This window comes from Nocardiopsis baichengensis YIM 90130 (assembly GCF_000341205.1).
In the GTDB taxonomy this organism is placed as follows: domain Bacteria; phylum Actinomycetota; class Actinomycetes; order Streptosporangiales; family Streptosporangiaceae; genus Nocardiopsis_A; species Nocardiopsis_A halophila.
Window position 1 is genome coordinate 213,203 of record NZ_ANAS01000006.1, and the last position, 16,101, is coordinate 229,303.

12 protein-coding genes are annotated in these 16,101 nt (G+C 72.3%); 6 read left to right on the forward strand and 6 right to left on the reverse strand.

The features are described from left to right. Positions 1 to 226: 226 nt before the first annotated feature. Positions 227 to 2,113: a translational GTPase TypA gene (gene typA / locus C892_RS0107140; RefSeq protein ID WP_017556665.1), complete on the forward strand. Its 1,887-nt coding sequence runs from the start codon at positions 227 to 229 to the stop codon at positions 2,111 to 2,113. Between the two features lie 212 nt (positions 2,114 to 2,325). Here the strand turns inward: typA and C892_RS0107145 are convergent, their stop codons facing one another. After that, entirely contained in the window at positions 2,326 to 2,847 is a 522-nt protein-coding gene (locus C892_RS0107145) for a nitroreductase family deazaflavin-dependent oxidoreductase (RefSeq protein WP_017556666.1), read from the reverse strand. 180 nt (positions 2,848 to 3,027) lie between these two features. Here C892_RS0107145 and C892_RS0107150 point away from each other — a divergent pair, with 180 nt between their 5' ends. After that, a complete protein-coding gene (locus C892_RS0107150) occupies positions 3,028 to 3,594 on the forward strand; it encodes a TIGR03086 family metal-binding protein (protein WP_017540084.1) in 567 nt (188 codons plus the stop codon). Positions 3,595 to 3,664: 70 nt separating this feature from the next. After that, positions 3,665 to 4,852, forward strand: coding sequence for an FAD-dependent monooxygenase (locus C892_RS0107155; RefSeq protein WP_017556667.1), 1,188 nt, complete (start codon positions 3,665 to 3,667; stop codon positions 4,850 to 4,852). A 2,078-nt stretch (positions 4,853 to 6,930) separates the two neighbouring features. Here the strand turns inward: C892_RS0107155 and C892_RS0107160 are convergent. From C892_RS0107160 to C892_RS0107175, 4 genes are all read right to left on the reverse strand, one after another. Next, complete coding sequence (locus tag C892_RS0107160) at positions 6,931 to 7,731, reverse strand: succinate dehydrogenase/fumarate reductase iron-sulfur subunit (protein WP_017541867.1); 801 nt, start codon at positions 7,729 to 7,731, stop codon at positions 6,931 to 6,933. Next, positions 7,728 to 9,692: a fumarate reductase/succinate dehydrogenase flavoprotein subunit gene (locus C892_RS0107165; RefSeq protein WP_017541866.1), complete on the reverse strand. Its 1,965-nt coding sequence runs from the start codon at positions 9,690 to 9,692 to the stop codon at positions 7,728 to 7,730. Before C892_RS0107165 ends, C892_RS0107160 begins: the two co-directional genes overlap by 4 nt. Before the next feature lie 64 nt (positions 9,693 to 9,756). After that, on the reverse strand, positions 9,757 to 10,575 hold the full coding sequence (locus C892_RS0107170) for a succinate dehydrogenase subunit SdhC (protein ID WP_017556668.1): 819 nt from the start codon (positions 10,573 to 10,575) through the stop codon (positions 9,757 to 9,759). A 355-nt stretch (positions 10,576 to 10,930) separates the two neighbouring features. After that, positions 10,931 to 11,872 carry a LysR family transcriptional regulator gene (locus C892_RS0107175; RefSeq protein ID WP_017541864.1) on the reverse strand — a complete coding sequence of 314 codons (942 nt, stop codon included), beginning with the start codon at positions 11,870 to 11,872 and terminating at the stop codon, positions 10,931 to 10,933. A gap of 80 nt (positions 11,873 to 11,952) precedes the next feature. Here C892_RS0107175 and C892_RS0107180 point away from each other — a divergent pair, with 80 nt between their 5' ends. Genes C892_RS0107180 through C892_RS0107190 form a run of 3 tightly spaced genes read left to right on the forward strand, consistent with a single transcriptional unit; the run spans position 11,953 to position 15,341 of the window. Next, a complete protein-coding gene (locus C892_RS0107180; protein WP_017541863.1) occupies positions 11,953 to 12,654 on the forward strand; it encodes a succinate dehydrogenase cytochrome b subunit in 702 nt (233 codons plus the stop codon). Beyond that, positions 12,655 to 14,595 (forward strand): fumarate reductase/succinate dehydrogenase flavoprotein subunit, encoded by a 1,941-nt coding sequence (locus tag C892_RS0107185; RefSeq protein ID WP_017541862.1) that lies wholly within the window; start codon positions 12,655 to 12,657, stop codon positions 14,593 to 14,595. After that, complete coding sequence (locus C892_RS0107190; RefSeq protein ID WP_017541861.1) at positions 14,592 to 15,341, forward strand: succinate dehydrogenase/fumarate reductase iron-sulfur subunit; 750 nt, start codon at positions 14,592 to 14,594, stop codon at positions 15,339 to 15,341. The genes C892_RS0107185 and C892_RS0107190 overlap by 4 nt, the downstream gene beginning before the upstream one ends. 108 nt (positions 15,342 to 15,449) lie before the next feature. Here C892_RS0107190 and C892_RS0107195 read toward each other — a convergent pair whose 3' ends face one another. After that, on the reverse strand, positions 15,450 to 16,079 hold the full coding sequence (locus C892_RS0107195) for a GNAT family N-acetyltransferase (protein ID WP_017556669.1): 630 nt from the start codon (positions 16,077 to 16,079) through the stop codon (positions 15,450 to 15,452). Positions 16,080 to 16,101 lie beyond the last annotated feature (22 nt).

Genomic DNA, 16,101 nt, shown 5'->3' on the forward strand with positions numbered 1-16,101 from the left:
CGCGGCCCTGGGGGCGGGCCGCCGCGGACGGGACGGGCCGGGTGCGGCCCGCAGTGGTTAGGCGCGCCTATCCTAAGTCCGAAATGTGGGGGGTTGTCCAGTGGGGGTGGTGGAGAGCACCCCGTCGACCTGGTCGTTTCCCGTGGTAACCGGCGCAAGCGCCTAAACTGGTCGTGGCCGCGGGTGTCGCGGTTGTACCCAGTGAATGAGAACGAGACCTTTTCGCATGTCCACCGCCACTCCCGCTGAGGGCTCCGCACGCCGCACCGATCTCCGCAACGTCGCCATCGTCGCCCACGTCGACCACGGCAAGACCACCCTGGTCGACGCCATGCTCTGGCAGTCCGGGGCGTTCCGCTCCAACCAGGACGTCGACGAGCGCGTCATGGACTCCAACGACCTGGAGCGCGAGAAGGGCATCACCATCCTCGCGAAGAACACGGCCGTGCACTACACCTCGCCCGAAGGCGAGGACGTGGTCATCAACATCATCGACACGCCCGGCCACGCCGACTTCGGAGGCGAGGTCGAGCGCGGACTGTCGATGGTCGACGGCGTCGTGCTGCTGGTCGACGCGAGCGAGGGGCCGCTGCCCCAGACCCGCTTCGTCCTGCGCAAGGCCCTGGAGGCCAAGCTCCCGGTCATCCTGTGCATCAACAAGGTGGACCGGCCCGACAGCCGCATCGCCGAGGTCGTCGACGACGTCTACGAGCTCTTCATGGACCTGGGGGCCGACGAGTCCCAGATCGAGTTCCCGATCGTCTACGCCTGCGCCCGCGACGGCAAGGCCTCGTTCGAGCGCCCCGAGAACGGCGGTGTGCCCGACAACGACGACCTCACCCCGTTCTTCCGCACCCTGCTGGACACCGTCCCGGCGCCGGAGTACAGCCCCGGCGCCCCGCTGCAGGCGCACGTCACCAACCTGGACGCCTCGCCGTTCCTGGGCCGCCTGGCGCTGTGCCGGGTACGCCAGGGCGAGATCCGCAAGGGCCAGCAGGTGGCCTGGATCCGCGGCGACGGCTCCGTCCAGCAGGTCAAGATCACCGAGCTGCTGATGACCGAGGCGCTGGAGCGCAAGCCGGCCGACCAGGCGGGCCCCGGCGACATCATCGCCATCGCCGGCATCCCCGACATCATGATCGGCGAGACGCTGGCCGACCCCGAGGACCCGCGGCCGCTGCCGCTGATCACCGTGGACGAGCCGGCCATCTCGATGACCATCGGCACCAACACCTCGCCGCTGGTCGGCAAGGTCAAGGGCGCCAAGGTCACCGCGCGCCTGGTCAAGGAGCGCCTCGACCGCGAGCTGATCGGCAACGTCAGCCTGCGGGTGCTGCCCACCGAGCGCCCCGACGCCTGGGAGGTGCAGGGCCGCGGCGAGCTGGCGCTGGCGATCCTGGTGGAGCAGATGCGCCGGGAGGGCTACGAGCTCACCGTCGGCAAGCCGCAGGTGGTCACCCGGGAGGTCGACGGCAAGCTGCACGAGCCGGTCGAGCGCCTGACCGTGGACGCGCCCGAGGACTACATGGGCGCCATCACCCAGCTGCTCAACGTGCGCAAGGGCCGCATGGAGCAGATGACCAACCACGGCACCGGCTGGGTGCGCATGGACTGGCTGGTCCCCTCGCGCGCGCTCATCGGCTTCCGCACCGAGTTCCTCACCGAGACCCGCGGCACCGGCATCGCCCACCACGTGTTCGAGGGCTTCGAGCCCTGGGCGGGCGACCTGCGCACCCGGGCCAACGGGTCGATGGTGGCCGACCGGGCAGGGCAGGCCGTCGCCTTCGCGATGTTCAACCTGCAGGAGCGCGGCGTGCTGTTCGTCGAGCCGGGCACCGAGGTGTACGAGGGCATGATCGTCGGCGAGAACTCGCGCATGGACGACATGGACGTCAACATCACCAAGGAGAAGAAGCTCACCAACATGCGCTCGGCCACCGGTGATGAGCTGGTGCGCCTGGTCCCGCCGCGGAAGCTGTCCCTGGAGCAGGCGCTGGAGTTCTGCCGCGAGGACGAGTGCGTGGAGGTCACCCCCGAGGCCGTGCGCATCCGCAAGGTGGTGCTCGACCACAAGGAGCGCGGGCGCATGGCGGCGCACAAGAAGCGCGGCTAGCACCACCCCGCCCGCCCGGCGGCCCCGCAGGAGCACGGCTCCCGCGGGGCCGCCGTGTGCGGCGCCCCTGCTCCGGGCCGGGAGTCGCGGGCGGGGCCCGAGGGAACCGGGCTGCGCGCGGTCGGTTCCCGCGGCGGTCGGACTTCGCGGGGGCGGGCCTTGCGGGGTCGGGCCTTGCGCGGTTGAGCCTCCCGGGGTCGGGCCTCCCGGGGTCAGGCCTCGCGCGGGACCAGGCGGAACACCCGCGGCTCGCGTCCGGAGCGGGCGGCGTAGGACTCGTAGGGCCACATCGCGTTGAGCCGCTTCCAGGCCTCGTCCCGCTCCGCGCCGGTCAGCAGGACCGCCCGGACCGGGAAGTCGGTGCCCTTGTAGTTGGCCACCGCCTCCGGGGCCGCCAGCAGGTTCCCTGTCCAAGCGGGGTGCTTCTCGCGGCCGAAGTTGCTGCCGACCACCAGGAAGCTGCGCGGGGTCCGCTCCCGTTCCGGCAGGCAGGCCACGGGCGCGCTGCGGGGCTCACCGCTGCGCCGGCCGGTGGTGGTCAGCATCAGGCTCGGCACCGCCCAGCGCGCGACTTGGACCCGGCCGCCGGTGAGGCGGTGCAGCAGGCGGTCCAGGCGCGGCAGGACGGGCGGGGCGAGACGGGCGAAGAGTGGTGCGGCGGCGGCCCTGCGGGCCAGGAGCAACAGGAGGGGCGGGGGCGCGGGGCCGCCGGGGCGGCGCGGCGATGGGGACACGGGCGGGCTCCCTTCGGCAGGGCGCGTGCGCGGCATCCAACCTAGCGCCCGCTTGCTGGCAGGGGAAGGGACCCGCGCGGCGCCGGACGGCGCGTTTGCGCGACACCGGACGGTGGGGGTGGGCCCGCGTAGGCTGGCCCCTTCCGGCCGATCGCCCGCGTCCTCCGAGGAGGGACCGCCATGATCGACACCGCCTCCGTCCACGCCGGGGCCGCCTACGCCCAGGCCCGGATCCACGGCATCGGAGCCGCCCCGCCCGACACCCCCACCCCCTGCGCCGACTGGCCCCTGCGCAGCCTCGTCGACCACCTGGTGGCCGTGGTGGACCGCACCGCGCGCGGGCTGTCCGGGGAGAAGGTCGCCGGCCTGGAGACCGACCCCGCGCTCGCCCCGTCCGCCCCCTGGCCCGCCGGCGACGCCTTCGCCGAGGCCGCGGAGCGGCTCCGGCGGGCCGCCGCGGACCCCGCCGCCTGGAACGCGGTCGTCGACGCCCCCTTCCCGGGGACGTCCGGCGACGTGGCACTGTCCCTGGCGCTCACGGACATGCTCGTGCACGGCTGGGACATCGCCCGGGCGACGGGGCAGAGCGAGGATATGCCCGAGGACGTGGCCGGGCAGGTCCTGGAGTTCTCCCGCCTCGCCCTGCCCGACGATGCGCGGGCCGGATTCTTCGACCCGGAAGTCCAGGTTGGGCCAGAGGCCACGAATACCCGGCAACTCGTGGCATTCCTCGGCCGCCGACCCTAGCCTGAGGGGGCAGGGCCCCTGTGCAGCCGGGCGCGCGCGGGCCGCCGAGCAGGTCCGGAGGAAGCAGTTCATGGCACAACCGCACGCCGTCGTGGTCGGGGGCGGCATCGGCGGCCTGGCCGCCGCCGTCGCACTCGCCCGAACGGGGTGCGCGGTGACCGTGTACGAGAAGGCACCGGTGCTCGACCCGGTCGCCGCCGGCCTGGCGCTGGCGCCCAACGCCCTGCGCGCCCTGGACGCCCTGGACCTGGGCGAGGAGGTGCGCAAGCGGTCCGCGCCGCACGGGATCGCTGCGATCCGCCGCCGGGACGGACGGTGGCTGCTGCGCACCGGCCCGCACGAGACCCAGGTGCGCTTCGGCGACGCGGTCTCGGTGCTGCGCTATGCGGACCTGGTGGACGCGCTGCTGCAGCGGCTCCCGGCCGGAACCCTGCGCACCGGCTCGGCGGTGACGGCGGTCGAGCCGGGCACCACCCGCCAGCCGGCCCGGGTGGCCACCGAGACCGGGGACGTCGCCGCCGACCTGGTGGTGCTCGCCGACGGGGCGCGCTCGGCGCTGCGCGGCGAGCTCTTCCTGGAGCACCCGGGAGCGGTCTACGCCGGCTTCACCTGCTGGCGCGCGGTGGTGCCCTGGCGCCCGGAGGACCCGCTGGACTTCGGCGAGACGTGGGGGCGGGGCGGGACCGCCGGGGTGCTCCCGCTCAGCGGCGACGAGGTGTACTGCTACGTCACCGGGAACGTGCCCGCCGGCGGGCGGGCGACAGACGAGCGCGCCGAGGCGGTGGCCCGGCTGGAGGACTGGCACGAGCCGCTGGCGGACCTGTTCGCCGCGGCCCGCCCCGAGGCGGTGGTGCGCAGCGACGTCTGGCACGTGGACACCCCGCTGCCCGCCTACCACAAGGGCCGGGTGGCCCTGCTGGGGGACACCGCGCACGCGATGACGCCCAATCTGGCCCAGGGCGCCTGCCAGGCGATCGAGGACGCGGTGGTGCTGGCCCACCACGCCAGCGGTTCGATGGCGTACGTGCCGACGGCGGTGCAGTCCTACACCGCCTCGCGGCGGTCCCGGACGGCCGCCCTGGTGCAGCGCTCGGCCCAGCTGGCGGAGGCGGTGCAGAACGAATCACCGGTGCTGACCGGGCTGCGGGACACTGCTGCGGGCCTGGTGGGCAAGGTGGCCCCGTGGCAGCTGGCCCGCTACACCCGCCCCGTCGACGACTGGCGCCCACCCGGAGATCCCCGCCCGGCCCGCCGCTGAGAGGCGACGGGACGGCAGGTGCCCCGCTCGCGGGCCCCGGCCGTGCGCCAGGGACCTCCGGCGCAGGGAGATGAGCAGCGACGACAAGGGGAAGCGGTTTCCTGGTGCCGCCTGTCGGCCGCCGGGTGGTCGGTGGTCCGGGGAGCTAGCGGCGACGGAACGGCCGGTGCCCCGCTCCGGCCTGCTTGCCGGGCGGCGGGCCGCCGGAGTGCGAGGAGATCGGCGGCGACGACGAAGCAGGGCGGTTCCCCGGCCTTGGCAGTCGAGTGCCCGGCCTCTCGCGGTCCGGGAACAGCAGCAGCGACGGAACGGCCGGTGCCCCGCTCACGCCTGTCGGCCGGGCGGTGGGCCGCCGGGGTGCCAGGGGGATCGGCGGCGACGACGAAGCAGGGCGGTTCCCCGGTGCCTCCGGTCGGCCGCCGGGCCTCCCGTGGTCCGGGCCGGGGGCCCGATGGGGCCCGGTCGCCGCCCGCCCGCGCCCGCGGCGCACCCGCCCGGCCCGCGCCGGGCGCCCCTCCGACCAAAGACCCCCTCTGACCTGGGCGAATACGCGCCGTCACAGGGGCGGGGCGAGCGGAAGCGCGCTGATCGACGCCCCACGGCGGCCCCTGGGTGCGATGTCAGCCGGACCAGAACGGGGTTCGGCTCCCCGGTGTCCGTATCGCCCCTGTTCGTCCGTGCATCGGGGAGGCCGGGGCGGCGCAGGAGGGGCAGGGCACCCGCCCGCGCCGGGCCTCGCGCCGGCATCGGCCCGCCCCCGGTCACCCGGAGTGACCGAGAGCGCCGCAAACGGGTCCTGAGTACCGGCAGGAGGGGCGCCGGGTACCGAATCCCGTTCTGGTCTGGCCGCCACCGCGCGCCCGCCCGGCCCGCGGGGCCGCTCCGGGCGCGCGCGAGGCCCGCACCCCCTCCGATCCGGACAAACGGGACGCCCGGCGGGCCTGATCCGCCGGAGACCGGCCCAGGAGGGCCGGTTCTCCATCGAGAGTGGTGATATCGCCACCCAATTGCACATTGGGTGGCGATATCACCACTCTCGATGCCCGAGCAGCGCCTCACGCGCCCGGTATGCCCGGAACGCGAAAATGTAGGGCCCCTCCAGGGGCGGCAGGCCGCCCGGCCAGCCCCGGCCAGCAGCCTGAGCTGGGCACCTGCCGTGCCGTGGCCGCCGCTGTTCCCGGGTGGCGAGAGGCCCGGCGGTCGACCGGCGAGCCCGAGGAACGGTCGTGTCCGCCGGCGTGGTGGAACTATTGGGACTCTGCGGGCCCCGGCCGCTCCCGGGGGCGCTGCCCGCCGCCCGCACCGACACCCCCGTTGATCTCGGGAGAGTCGGGGTAATACCGGCGAGTATTACCCCGACTTCCCCGAGATCAACGACAAGGAAGGCGGCGCGCACCCGGGGGCGGGGCCGCCGATCGCGCCGCAGCGGTCGCACCGCTCACAAGGACGCGGCCGAAAGCTCCACCACTCCAACGGACACGACCTGGGAAACCGCCCCGCTTCCTCGTCGCCGCCCGTTCCCCTGGCACCGAAGGGCCCCGCCGCCCGGCCGACAGGCGTGAGCGGGGCACCAGCCGTGCCGTCGCCGCCATCGCCCCGGACCACCGGCCACCCGGCGGCCGACCGGCAACACCGGGGAACCACCGCCCCGCTTCGTCGCCGCCTTCCTCCTGGCACTCCGGCGACCCGCCGCCCGGCCAGCAGGCCGGAGCGGGGCACCGGCCGACCGTCGTTGCTGCTCATCGCCGGTACCGCCGGGGCGCCGGCACCCGGCCGCGGCGAGTGAGCGGGGCACCGGCTGCGCCGTCGTTGCCGCTGATCACCCGGACCGTGAGAGGCCCGGCGGCCGACCGGCAACACCGGGGAACCGCCCCGCTTCCTCGTCGCCGCCCTCTTCCCGGCACTCCGGCGACCCGCCGCCCGGCGAGCAGTCGACGAGCGGGGGCCTGCCGCTCCGTCGCCGCTCTTTCCGGTGGCCGGCCGTATGTCGTGTCCCGCTGAAGAGCCGGTCCCGCCGGGGCGGACGGGGCCCACCGTGGTGCCTGGTCAGGGGCCCTTCGGGCCCCTGACCAGGGGCGCTATTCCTGCCCGTCGCCGGGGCGGGTGTTCGGGACGCGGGGGGTGTCGGCCCCCTTGCGCAGGCCGATGGTCGAGCCCAGCCACACGAGGGGGTCGTACTTGCGGTCGGCCACGCGCTCCTTCAGCGGGATCAGCGCGTTGTCGGTGATCTTGATGTGCTCCGGGCAGACGTCGGTGCAGCACTTGGTGATGTTGCAGTAGCCCAGCCCGAACTCGTCCTGCGCCGCCTTGCGGCGGTCGGCCGTGTCCTCCGGGTGCATCTGCAGCTCGGCGATGCGCATCAGGTAGCGCGGCCCGGAGAAGGCCTCCTTGTTCTCCTCGTGGTCGCGGACCACGTGGCACACGTTCTGGCACAGGAAGCACTCGATGCACTTGCGGAACTCCTGCGGCCGGTCCACGTCCTCCTGCCGCATCCGGAAGCTCCCCGGCTCGGCCCCCTCGGGCGGGGTGAACGAAGGGATCTCCCGCGCCTTCTGGTAGTTGAAGGACACGTCGCACACCAGGTCCCGGATCACCGGGAAGGTCCGCATCGGCGTCACGGTGATCGTCTCGTCGTCGGCGAAGGTGCTCATCCGCGCCATGCACGACAGCCGCGGGCGCCCGTTGATCTCCATCGAGCACGACCCGCACTTGCCGGCCTTGCAGTTCCACCGCACGGCCAGGTCCGGGGTCTGCGTGGCCTGGAGGCGGTGCAACACGTCCAGCACCACCTCGCCCTCGTTCACCTCGACCTCGTAGGACGCGAGCTCCCCGTCGTCCCCGCCGCCGCGCCACACGCGGAACGTCCGCTTGGCGGTCATCGGTCCTCCTTCTCAGAGCTGTGCTCAGGCCTCTGCTCCGGCTGCTCAGGGCTGTGCTCGGACGCCCCGGTGTCCGGGGCCGGAAGCTCCTCCTCGGTCAGGTACTTGGCCAGCTCGTCCCGGTCGAAGAGCGCCATCAGGTCCGGGCGCAGCGGGTCGACCGGGCGGCTGCGCAGCCGGATCCCGCCGCTCGCGGTCATCGACGCCACCAGGTTGACCTTGCGCCACTGCGGCGACATCGCGGGGAAGTCGTCGCGGGTGTGCCCGCCGCGCGACTCCTCGCGCTCCAGCGCCGCGCGCGCCACCGCCTCGGAGACCAGCAGCATGTTGGGCAGGTCCAGGGCCAGGTGCCACCCCGGGTTGTAGGTCCGCCCGCCCTCGGCGCGCACCGCGGCGGCCCGGTCGGCCAGCTTGGCCAGCGACTCCAGCGCCTGCTCCATCTCCGGGCCCCGCCGGATGATCCCGACCAGGTCGTTCATGGTCTGCTGGACCTCCTGGTGCAGGGCGTAGGGGCTCTCCCCACTCTCCCGCTCCAGCGGCGCCGTCTGGCGGGCCAGCGCCTCGGCGACCGCCTCGCCCGCGGGCGCGGGGCGGTCGCCGAGGCCGTCCAGGTACTCGGCGGCGCCGAGCCCGGCCCGCCGCCCGAACACCAGCAGGTCCGACAGGGAGTTGCCGCCCAGCCGGTTGGAGCCGTGCATGCCCCCGGCCACCTCGCCTGCGGCGAACAGCCCCGGCACCACCGAGGCCCCCGTGTCGGCGTCCACCTCCACCCCGCCCATGACGTAGTGGCAGGTGGGGCCGACCTCCATGGGCTCGGCGGTGATGTCGACGTCGGCCAGCTCCTTGAACTGGTGGTGCATGGACGGCAGCCGCCGCATGATCTCCTCGGAGGGCATCCGGCTGGCGATGTCCAGGAACACCCCGCCGTGCGGCGAGCCGCGGCCCGCCTTGACCTCGGCGTTGATCGCCCGGGCCACCTCGTCGCGGGGCAGCAGCTCGGGCGGGCGCCGGTGGTTGCGGGGGTCGGTGTACCAGCCGTCGGCCTCCTCCTCGGACTGGGCGTACTGGGCGGCGAAGACCTCCGGGATGTAGCCGAACATGAACCGCTCGCCCTCGGAGTTGCGCAGCACACCGCCGTCCCCGCGCACCGACTCGGTGACGAGGATGCCCCGCACCGACGGCGGCCAGACCATGCCGGTGGGGTGGAACTGCACGAACTCCATGTTGAGCAGCCCCGCCCCGGCGCGCAGCGCCAGCGCGTGCCCGTCGCCGGTGTACTCCCAGGAGTTGGAGGTGGTCTTGAACGACTTGCCGATCCCGCCGGTGGCCAGCACCACCGCCGGCGCCGCGAACAGCATCGGGGCCCCGGCGGCGCGGTCGTAGGCCAGCGCGCCGGAGACCGTGCCCTCGTCGGTCTTCACCAGCTCGGTGACGGTGGTCTCGGCGAACACCCGGAGCATCGCGTCGGGGTCGCCGTGCTCGGCGGCGTCGGCCTGCTGCAGCTGCACCACCCGCTGCTGCAGGGTGCGGATCAGCTCCAGGCCGGTGCGGTCGCCCACGTGCGCCAGGCGCGGGTACTCGTGCCCGCCGAAGTTGCGCTGGCTGATCCGCCCGTCGCCGGTGCGGTCGAACAGCGCCCCCCACATCTCCAGCTCCAGGATGCGGTCGGGCGCCTCCTGGGCGTGCAGCTCGGCCATCCGGGGGTCGTTGAGGAACTTGCCGCCGCGCATGGTGTCGCGGAAGTGCACCTGCCAGGAGTCGGCGCCGTTGACGTTGCCGAGCGCGGCCGCGGCGCCCCCTTCGGCCATGACCGTGTGGGCCTTGCCGAACAGGGACTTGGAGATGATCGCGGTCCTCTTGCCGCGCTCGCGCGCCTCGATGGCGGCGCGCAGTCCGGCCCCGCCGGCGCCGATCACCACCACGTCGTAGTCGTGCCGGGTCAACTCGCTCAGATCGGGCATGCGACTGCCCTCCTCACCGGGGTCGGGTTCGCAGGGGAGCGGCTCACGCGGGTGCGGGCGGCGCTCAATTGACGATCCTCAGGTCGGTGAGGACACCGCTCGCCACCAGGGCCACGTACAGGTCGGTCAGCACGAGCGTTCCGAGGGTGATCCAGGCGAACTCCATGTGCCGGGTGTTGAGCTTGGAGACCGCGGTCCACATCCGGTACCGCACGGGGCGGGACCCGAAGCTGCGCAGCCGGCCGCCCACCACGTGGCGGCAGGAGTGGCAGCTGAGGGTGTAGCACCACAGCAGCACGACGTTGGTGAACAGCACGATGTTGCCCACGCCGATGCCGAACCCGCCGTCGGCCCCGTGGAAGAGCGCGACGGTGGCGTCGTAGGTGTTGATGAGCGAGATGAGGAGCGCGGCATAGAAGAAGTAGCGGTGCAGGTTCTGACCGATGAGGGGGAACCGCGTCTCACCGGTGTACCTGCCGTGCGGTTCGCGGACCGCGCACGCGGTGGGCGATTGCCAGAACGACCGGTAATAGGCCTTCCTGTAGTAGTAGCAGGTGAACCGGAACAGCAGGAGCAGCGGGAGGCTGAGGACCGCGAACGGGAGGAACCACGGGAAGTCCCACGGGAGCCTCCCGAACACCGCCGCGTCGGGCGCGCACTGGCCCGCGACGCAGGGCGAATAGAACGGGGTCAGGTAGTGGTACTCCTGCACCCAGTAGTGGTCCTGCTGAAGGGCCCGCGCCAGGCCGTAGACCAGAAAGGTGGTCAGCCCGAGCACGGTCAGGACCGGGCCCGACCACCAGCGGTCGGTGCGCAGCGTCCGTTCGCTGATCCGCGCGCGTTCGAGGCCGGGCTGTTCCGGCGGGGGAAGAGTCGATGTCATGGCCGCACATCTCCCTAAGGATCGGTGGAGCCACGCTAGGACGACGCGATCACGAATTCAGCAAGAAATCACAGCGCAATGGATGTGAAAAACCCCACTCCCGGAGTGGAGGGAAGTGCGGTTTATCGATAAAGGATGTATTGCGGTTTATCCGGGTATTTGCGAGTTTTGTCGCCGCGTGGGGCGCATGTTCCCTGTGTGGCGGCCGGACGCGTGATCGTGTAAGTCCAGCCTTCATTGTGGGAATTTATCGCAGCACTGGGAAAAGGGGGCGGAAGGCGTTCGGGGAGGGGGCGGGTGTTCGGGCGTGCGCGGTCCGGGCGCCGCCGTCCAGGGCCTGCTCGGGGCGCCGCGGTCAGACCGGCGCGGCCGAGACCACCTCGAGGTCCTCGCCGAGCTCGTCGCGGGTCAGGTGGGACAGGTAGGCCGTCAGGTGCCGGCGGAAGGCCTTGGCGCTGTTGGAGGGTTCGACGTCCTTGCGGTGGGCCAGGGCGATGGTGCGCAGCAGCCGCGGCCGGGCCAGCGGCGTACCCCGCAGCCCGGGGCGGTTCTTGAGCACCATGCTCGGCACCACCGCCAGCCCCAGGCCCGCCTCGACGAACCGCAGCACCGCGTCCATCTCCCCGCCCTCGACCGCCAGGCGCGGCTCGAACCCGGCCTCGCGGCACGCCGTCAGCGTCGCCTCCCGCAGGTCGTAGCCGCGCCGGAACATCACCAGCGGCCGGTCCCGCAGCTCGGCGATGCGCATGCCGGGCCGCGTGGTGGGCGGCGGGTCGCAGGCCGCGCTGACCACCACCAGGTTCTCCCGCAGGATGGGGGTGGTGACGAAGGCGGGGTCGCTGCTCTGCAGCGGCAGGATGATCAGCGCCATGTCCAGCTCGCCCTTGCCGAGCGCGCGGATCAGGTCGCGCGAGCCGCTCTCCTCCACACCCAGCTCGATGCCGGGGAAGCGGGAGTGGAACCCGGCCAGCGCGTCGGCGACCAGGCCGCCGCAGAGCGAGGGGGTGGCGCCCAGGCGCACCCGCCCCTTGCGCATCCCGGCCAGCTCGGCCACCTCCCGGCGGGCGGTCTCCATGTCCGCGACGATGCGCTGGGCCAGCGGAAGCAGCGCCTCACCGGCCGGGGTGAGTGTGATATTTCCCCGGGCGCGGCTGAACAGGGGGGCGCCGAGGTCGTTCTCCAGGGTGCGGATCTGCTTGCTCAGACTGGGCTGGGCGACCTGGCAGAGCTCGGCTGCGCGGGTGAAATGCCGCGTCTCGGCGACCGCCAAGAAGTACGCGAGCTGCTGAAACTGCATGCCCTATAGCCTACGGCTATCGACACCAGGGCCGTCATGACTTAGACGACTTTCTTTATCAAGTCTTAAAGTGACAGGTCGTGGCGAACAGTACCCTGACCAAGCAGCGCTCGGAGGCGCGGCGGTCGACGGTGGCCCTCAAGTCCGCGATGGCGGTCACCGGTCTGATCCTCGTGCTCTTCCTGATCGCGCACATGTACGGCAACCTCAACGTCTTCGCCGGGCAGGAGACGTTCGACGAATACTCGCACCACCTGCGCGTGCTCGGCGAGCCGATGCTCCCCTACGGGGGCTTCCTGTGGATCATGCGGATCGTGCTCCTCGCGGCGGTCCTGATCCACATCGCGTCGGCCGTCGCGCTCACCATGCGCGCCAACAAGGCGCGCCCGGTGCGCTACCAGGCCAGGAAGCCGGTGCAGCAGACCTACGCCTCGCGCACCATGCGGTGGGGCGGTGTCATCATCGCCCTGTACGTGGTCTTCCACATCCTCCACCTGACCACGAACACCATCGCTCCGGGCGGGGCCTCGGACAGCCCCTACGAGCGGCTGGTGCGCGGCTTCCAGCCGGAGAACTTCTGGGTCACCGCGATCTACGTCCTCGCGGTGCTCCTGGTCGGCCTGCACCTGCGCCACGGCATCTGGAGCGCCGCGGCCACCCTCGGGCTCAACCGCGAGGGGCGCCGCCGCACCATCAACACCGTCGCGATCATCGTCGCGGCCGTCATCACGGTGGGCTTCCTGCTGCCCCCGTTCTCCGTTCTCTTCGGGCTGGTGGGATAAATGACCGAGCTCTACACCGAGGGCGCCCCGATCGCCGACGAGAAGGCGCCCGCAGGCCCCATCAACGAGCGCTGGGACAAGCGCCGCTTCTCCGCGCGCCTGGTCAACCCGGCCAACCGCCGCAAGCTGTCGGTCATCATCGTGGGCACCGGCCTGGCCGGCGCCTCGGCCGCGGCGACCATGGGCGAGGCCGGCTACCACGTCAAGTCGTTCTGCTACCAGGACAGCCCCCGCCGCGCGCACAGCATCGCGGCCCAGGGCGGCATCAACGCGGCCAAGAACTACCGCAACGACGGCGACAGCATCCACCGGCTGTTCTACGACACCGTCAAGGGCGGCGACTTCCGCTCGCGCGAGTCCAACGTCTACCGCCTCTCCCAGGTCAGCGTCGAGATCATCGACCAGTGCGTGGCCCAGGGCGTGCCGTTCGCCCGCGAGTACGGCGGCCTGCTGGACAACCGCTCCTTCGGCGGCGTCCAGGTCTCGCGCACCTTCTACGCCCGCGGCCAGACCGGCCAGCAGCTGCTCATCGGCGCCTACCAGGCCCTGGAGCGCCAGGTCGCGGCGGGCACGGTGGAGATGAACACCCGCCACGAGATGCTGGAGCTGATCGTGGTCGACGGCCGCGCCCGCGGCATCGTCGCCCGGGACATGGTCACCGGCGAGATCGAGACGCACTTCGCCGACGCGGTGGTGCTGGCCAGCGGCGGCTACGGCAACGTCTTCTTCCTCTCCACCAACGCCATGGGCTGCAACGTCACGGCCTCCTGGCGCGCGCACCGCAAGGGCGCCCACTTCGCCAACCCGTGCTACACGCAGATCCACCCGACCTGCATCCCGGTCAGCGGCGAGTACCAGTCCAAGCTCACCCTGATGAGCGAGTCGCTGCGCAACGACGGCCGCATCTGGGTGCCCAAGGAGACCGGGGACCAGCGCGACCCGCGGGAGATCCCCGAGGACGAGCGCGACTACTACCTGGAGCGCATCTACCCCTCCTTCGGCAACCTGGTGCCCCGCGACATCGCCTCGCGCGCGGCCAAGAACGTCTGCGACGAGGGGCGCGGCGTGGGCCCCGGCGGCCTGGGCGTCTACCTGGACTTCGCCGACGCCATCAAGCGCATGGGGCGCCCGGCGGTCGAGGCCAAGTACGGCAACCTGTTCGACATGTACCAGCGCATCACGGGCGAGAACCCCTACGAGGTCCCGATGCGCATCTACCCGGCGGTCCACTACACGATGGGCGGCCTGTGGGTCGACTACGACCTGCAGTCCTCCATCCCGGGCCTGTTCGTCACCGGTGAGGCCAACTTCTCCGACCACGGCGCCAACCGCCTGGGCGCGAGCGCGCTGATGCAGGGCCTGGCCGACGGGTACTTCGTGCTGCCGAACACGATCAACGACTACCTCGCCGACGGGCCCTTCGACGCGCTCGACGAGACCACGCCCGAGGCCAAGGAGGCGGCGGACTCGGTGCGGGCGCGCATCGACAAGCTGCTCTCCATCGACGGCGAGCGGACGGTGGACTCCATCCACAAGGAACTCGGCCACATCATGTGGGAGTACTGCGGCATGGAGCGCAGCGAGGAGGGCCTGCGCAAGGCCATCGACCGCATCCGCGAGCTGCGCGAGGAGTTCTGGACCAACGTCAAGGTCCTGGGCTCCAACGACGAGCTCAACCAGGCCCTGGAGAAGGCCGGCCGCGTCGCCGACTTCCTGGAGCTCGGTGAGCTCATGTGCATCGACGCGCTGCACCGCCGCGAGTCCTGCGGCGGGCACTTCCGCGCCGAGAGCCAGACCGAGGACGGCGAGGCGCTCCGCCACGACGACGAGTTCGCCTACGTCGCGGCCTGGGAGTTCACCGGGACCGGTGAACCGCCGGTGCTGCACAAGGAAGCACTGGAGTACGAGTACGTCGAGATGAAGCAGCGGAGCTACAAGTGAACATCACCCTGCGCGTTTGGCGCCAGAAGGGCCGGGACGACGAGGGCCGGATGGTCACCTACAAGGTCGAGGACGTCAACCCCGACATGTCCTTCCTTGAGATGCTCGACGTCCTCAATGAGAAGCTCACCCTGTCGGGCGAGGACCCGGTGGCCTTCGACCACGACTGCCGCGAGGGCATCTGCGGCGCCTGCGGCGTGGTCATCAACGGCGTGGCCCACGGCCCGGAGAACACCACCACCTGCCAGCTGCACATGCGCAGCTTCAAGGACGGCGACGAGATCACCATCGAGCCGTGGCGGGCCAAGGCGTTCCCGGTCGTCAAGGACCTGGTCGTGGACCGCGGGTCGTTCGACCGCGTGATCCAGGCCGGCGGCTACATCAGCGCGCCGACCGGGACCGCGCCCGACGCCCACGCGACCCCGGTGCCCAAGGCCGACGCCGACCGGGCGTTCGACGCGGCCACCTGCATCGGCTGCGGCGCCTGCGTGGCGGCCTGCCCGAACGCCTCGGGCATGCTCTTCACGGCCGCCAAGATCACCCACCTGGGCAGCATGCCCCAGGGCCAGCCCGAGCGGGAGGCGCGGGTGATCAACATGATCAACCAGCACGACGCCGAGGACTTCGGCGGCTGCACCAACATCGGCGAGTGCGCGGCGGTCTGCCCCAAGGGCATCCCGCTGGACACGATCTCCCAGCTCAACCGCGATCTGCTGGGCGCTCTGGCCAGCAGCAAGCCGGAGTAGCAGGCGGAGGAGCACGCCGGATCGGCGCGCACGGCCCTGTGCGACGGGCGGGGCCGTCCCCTCAGGGGGCGGCCCCGCCGCCGTGTCCGGGCCCCTCGGCCGGGGCCCTCAGTCGCCGGGTTCGCGGATCATGCTCTGGAAGGACGGGCGGCCCGCCTCCTCGACCTCGCCGCACACCTTGAAGCCGAACCGCTCGTAGAAGGCGCAGACCGCCGGGTCGGTGGTCTCCAGGTAGACCGGTGCGCGGTCGATGTCGGCCCGCACCAGCCCCGAGCGCAGCAGCGCCGACCCGATGCCCGTGCCCTGGGCGACCGGGTCGACCGCCAGGGACTGCAGGTACCAGTACGGCCGCTCGGGCGCCGCCTTCTGCAGGTCGGACATGAACGCCGCCAGCTCCGGGAACCGGGAGAGCGGGAGCAGCCCCAGCGTGTGCGGGAGCGTGCGCAGCATCGCGGCCCCGCCGGGCAGGGAGACGCCCGGGGGCGCCCACACCGCCGCGCCGCGCACCACGGGGCGCGGGCCGGCCGACACGGCCACCGTCACGGCTCCGGCCGGTACGAAGGCGAACCCGGCCTGGGCGGCCCACCACCGGGCCGACCTGGCCATCCGGGTGTGCGGGTCGGGGAAGAGCCACGTGAACAGCGGGTCGTCGAAGAAGGCCCGGCTCAGCACGCGCGCCACGCCCGGCACGTCGTCCTCGGTGGCGGTTCTGAGGGTGTAGTCCGGCTTTTCGCTCATGGGTTCCGCCTTGCTCCCTGGA

What these genes read in the sequence shown, in the direction of transcription:
- typA (WP_017556665.1), top strand. Translation starts at nt 227, where the DNA reads ATGTCCACCGCCACTCCCGCTGAGGGCTCCGCACGCCGCACCGATCTC.
- C892_RS0107150 (WP_017540084.1), top strand. Translation starts at nt 3,028, where the DNA reads ATGATCGACACCGCCTCCGTCCACGCCGGGGCCGCCTACGCCCAGGCC.
- C892_RS0107155 (WP_017556667.1), top strand. Translation starts at nt 3,665, where the DNA reads ATGGCACAACCGCACGCCGTCGTGGTCGGGGGCGGCATCGGCGGCCTG.
- C892_RS0107160 (WP_017541867.1), bottom strand. Translation starts at nt 7,731, where the DNA reads ATGACCGCCAAGCGGACGTTCCGCGTGTGGCGCGGCGGCGGGGACGAC.
- C892_RS0107165 (WP_017541866.1), bottom strand. Translation starts at nt 9,692, where the DNA reads ATGCCCGATCTGAGCGAGTTGACCCGGCACGACTACGACGTGGTGGTG.
- C892_RS0107170 (WP_017556668.1), bottom strand. Translation starts at nt 10,575, where the DNA reads ATGACATCGACTCTTCCCCCGCCGGAACAGCCCGGCCTCGAACGCGCG.
- C892_RS0107175 (WP_017541864.1), bottom strand. Translation starts at nt 11,872, where the DNA reads ATGCAGTTTCAGCAGCTCGCGTACTTCTTGGCGGTCGCCGAGACGCGG.
- C892_RS0107185 (WP_017541862.1), top strand. Translation starts at nt 12,655, where the DNA reads ATGACCGAGCTCTACACCGAGGGCGCCCCGATCGCCGACGAGAAGGCG.
- C892_RS0107195 (WP_017556669.1), bottom strand. Translation starts at nt 16,079, where the DNA reads ATGAGCGAAAAGCCGGACTACACCCTCAGAACCGCCACCGAGGACGAC.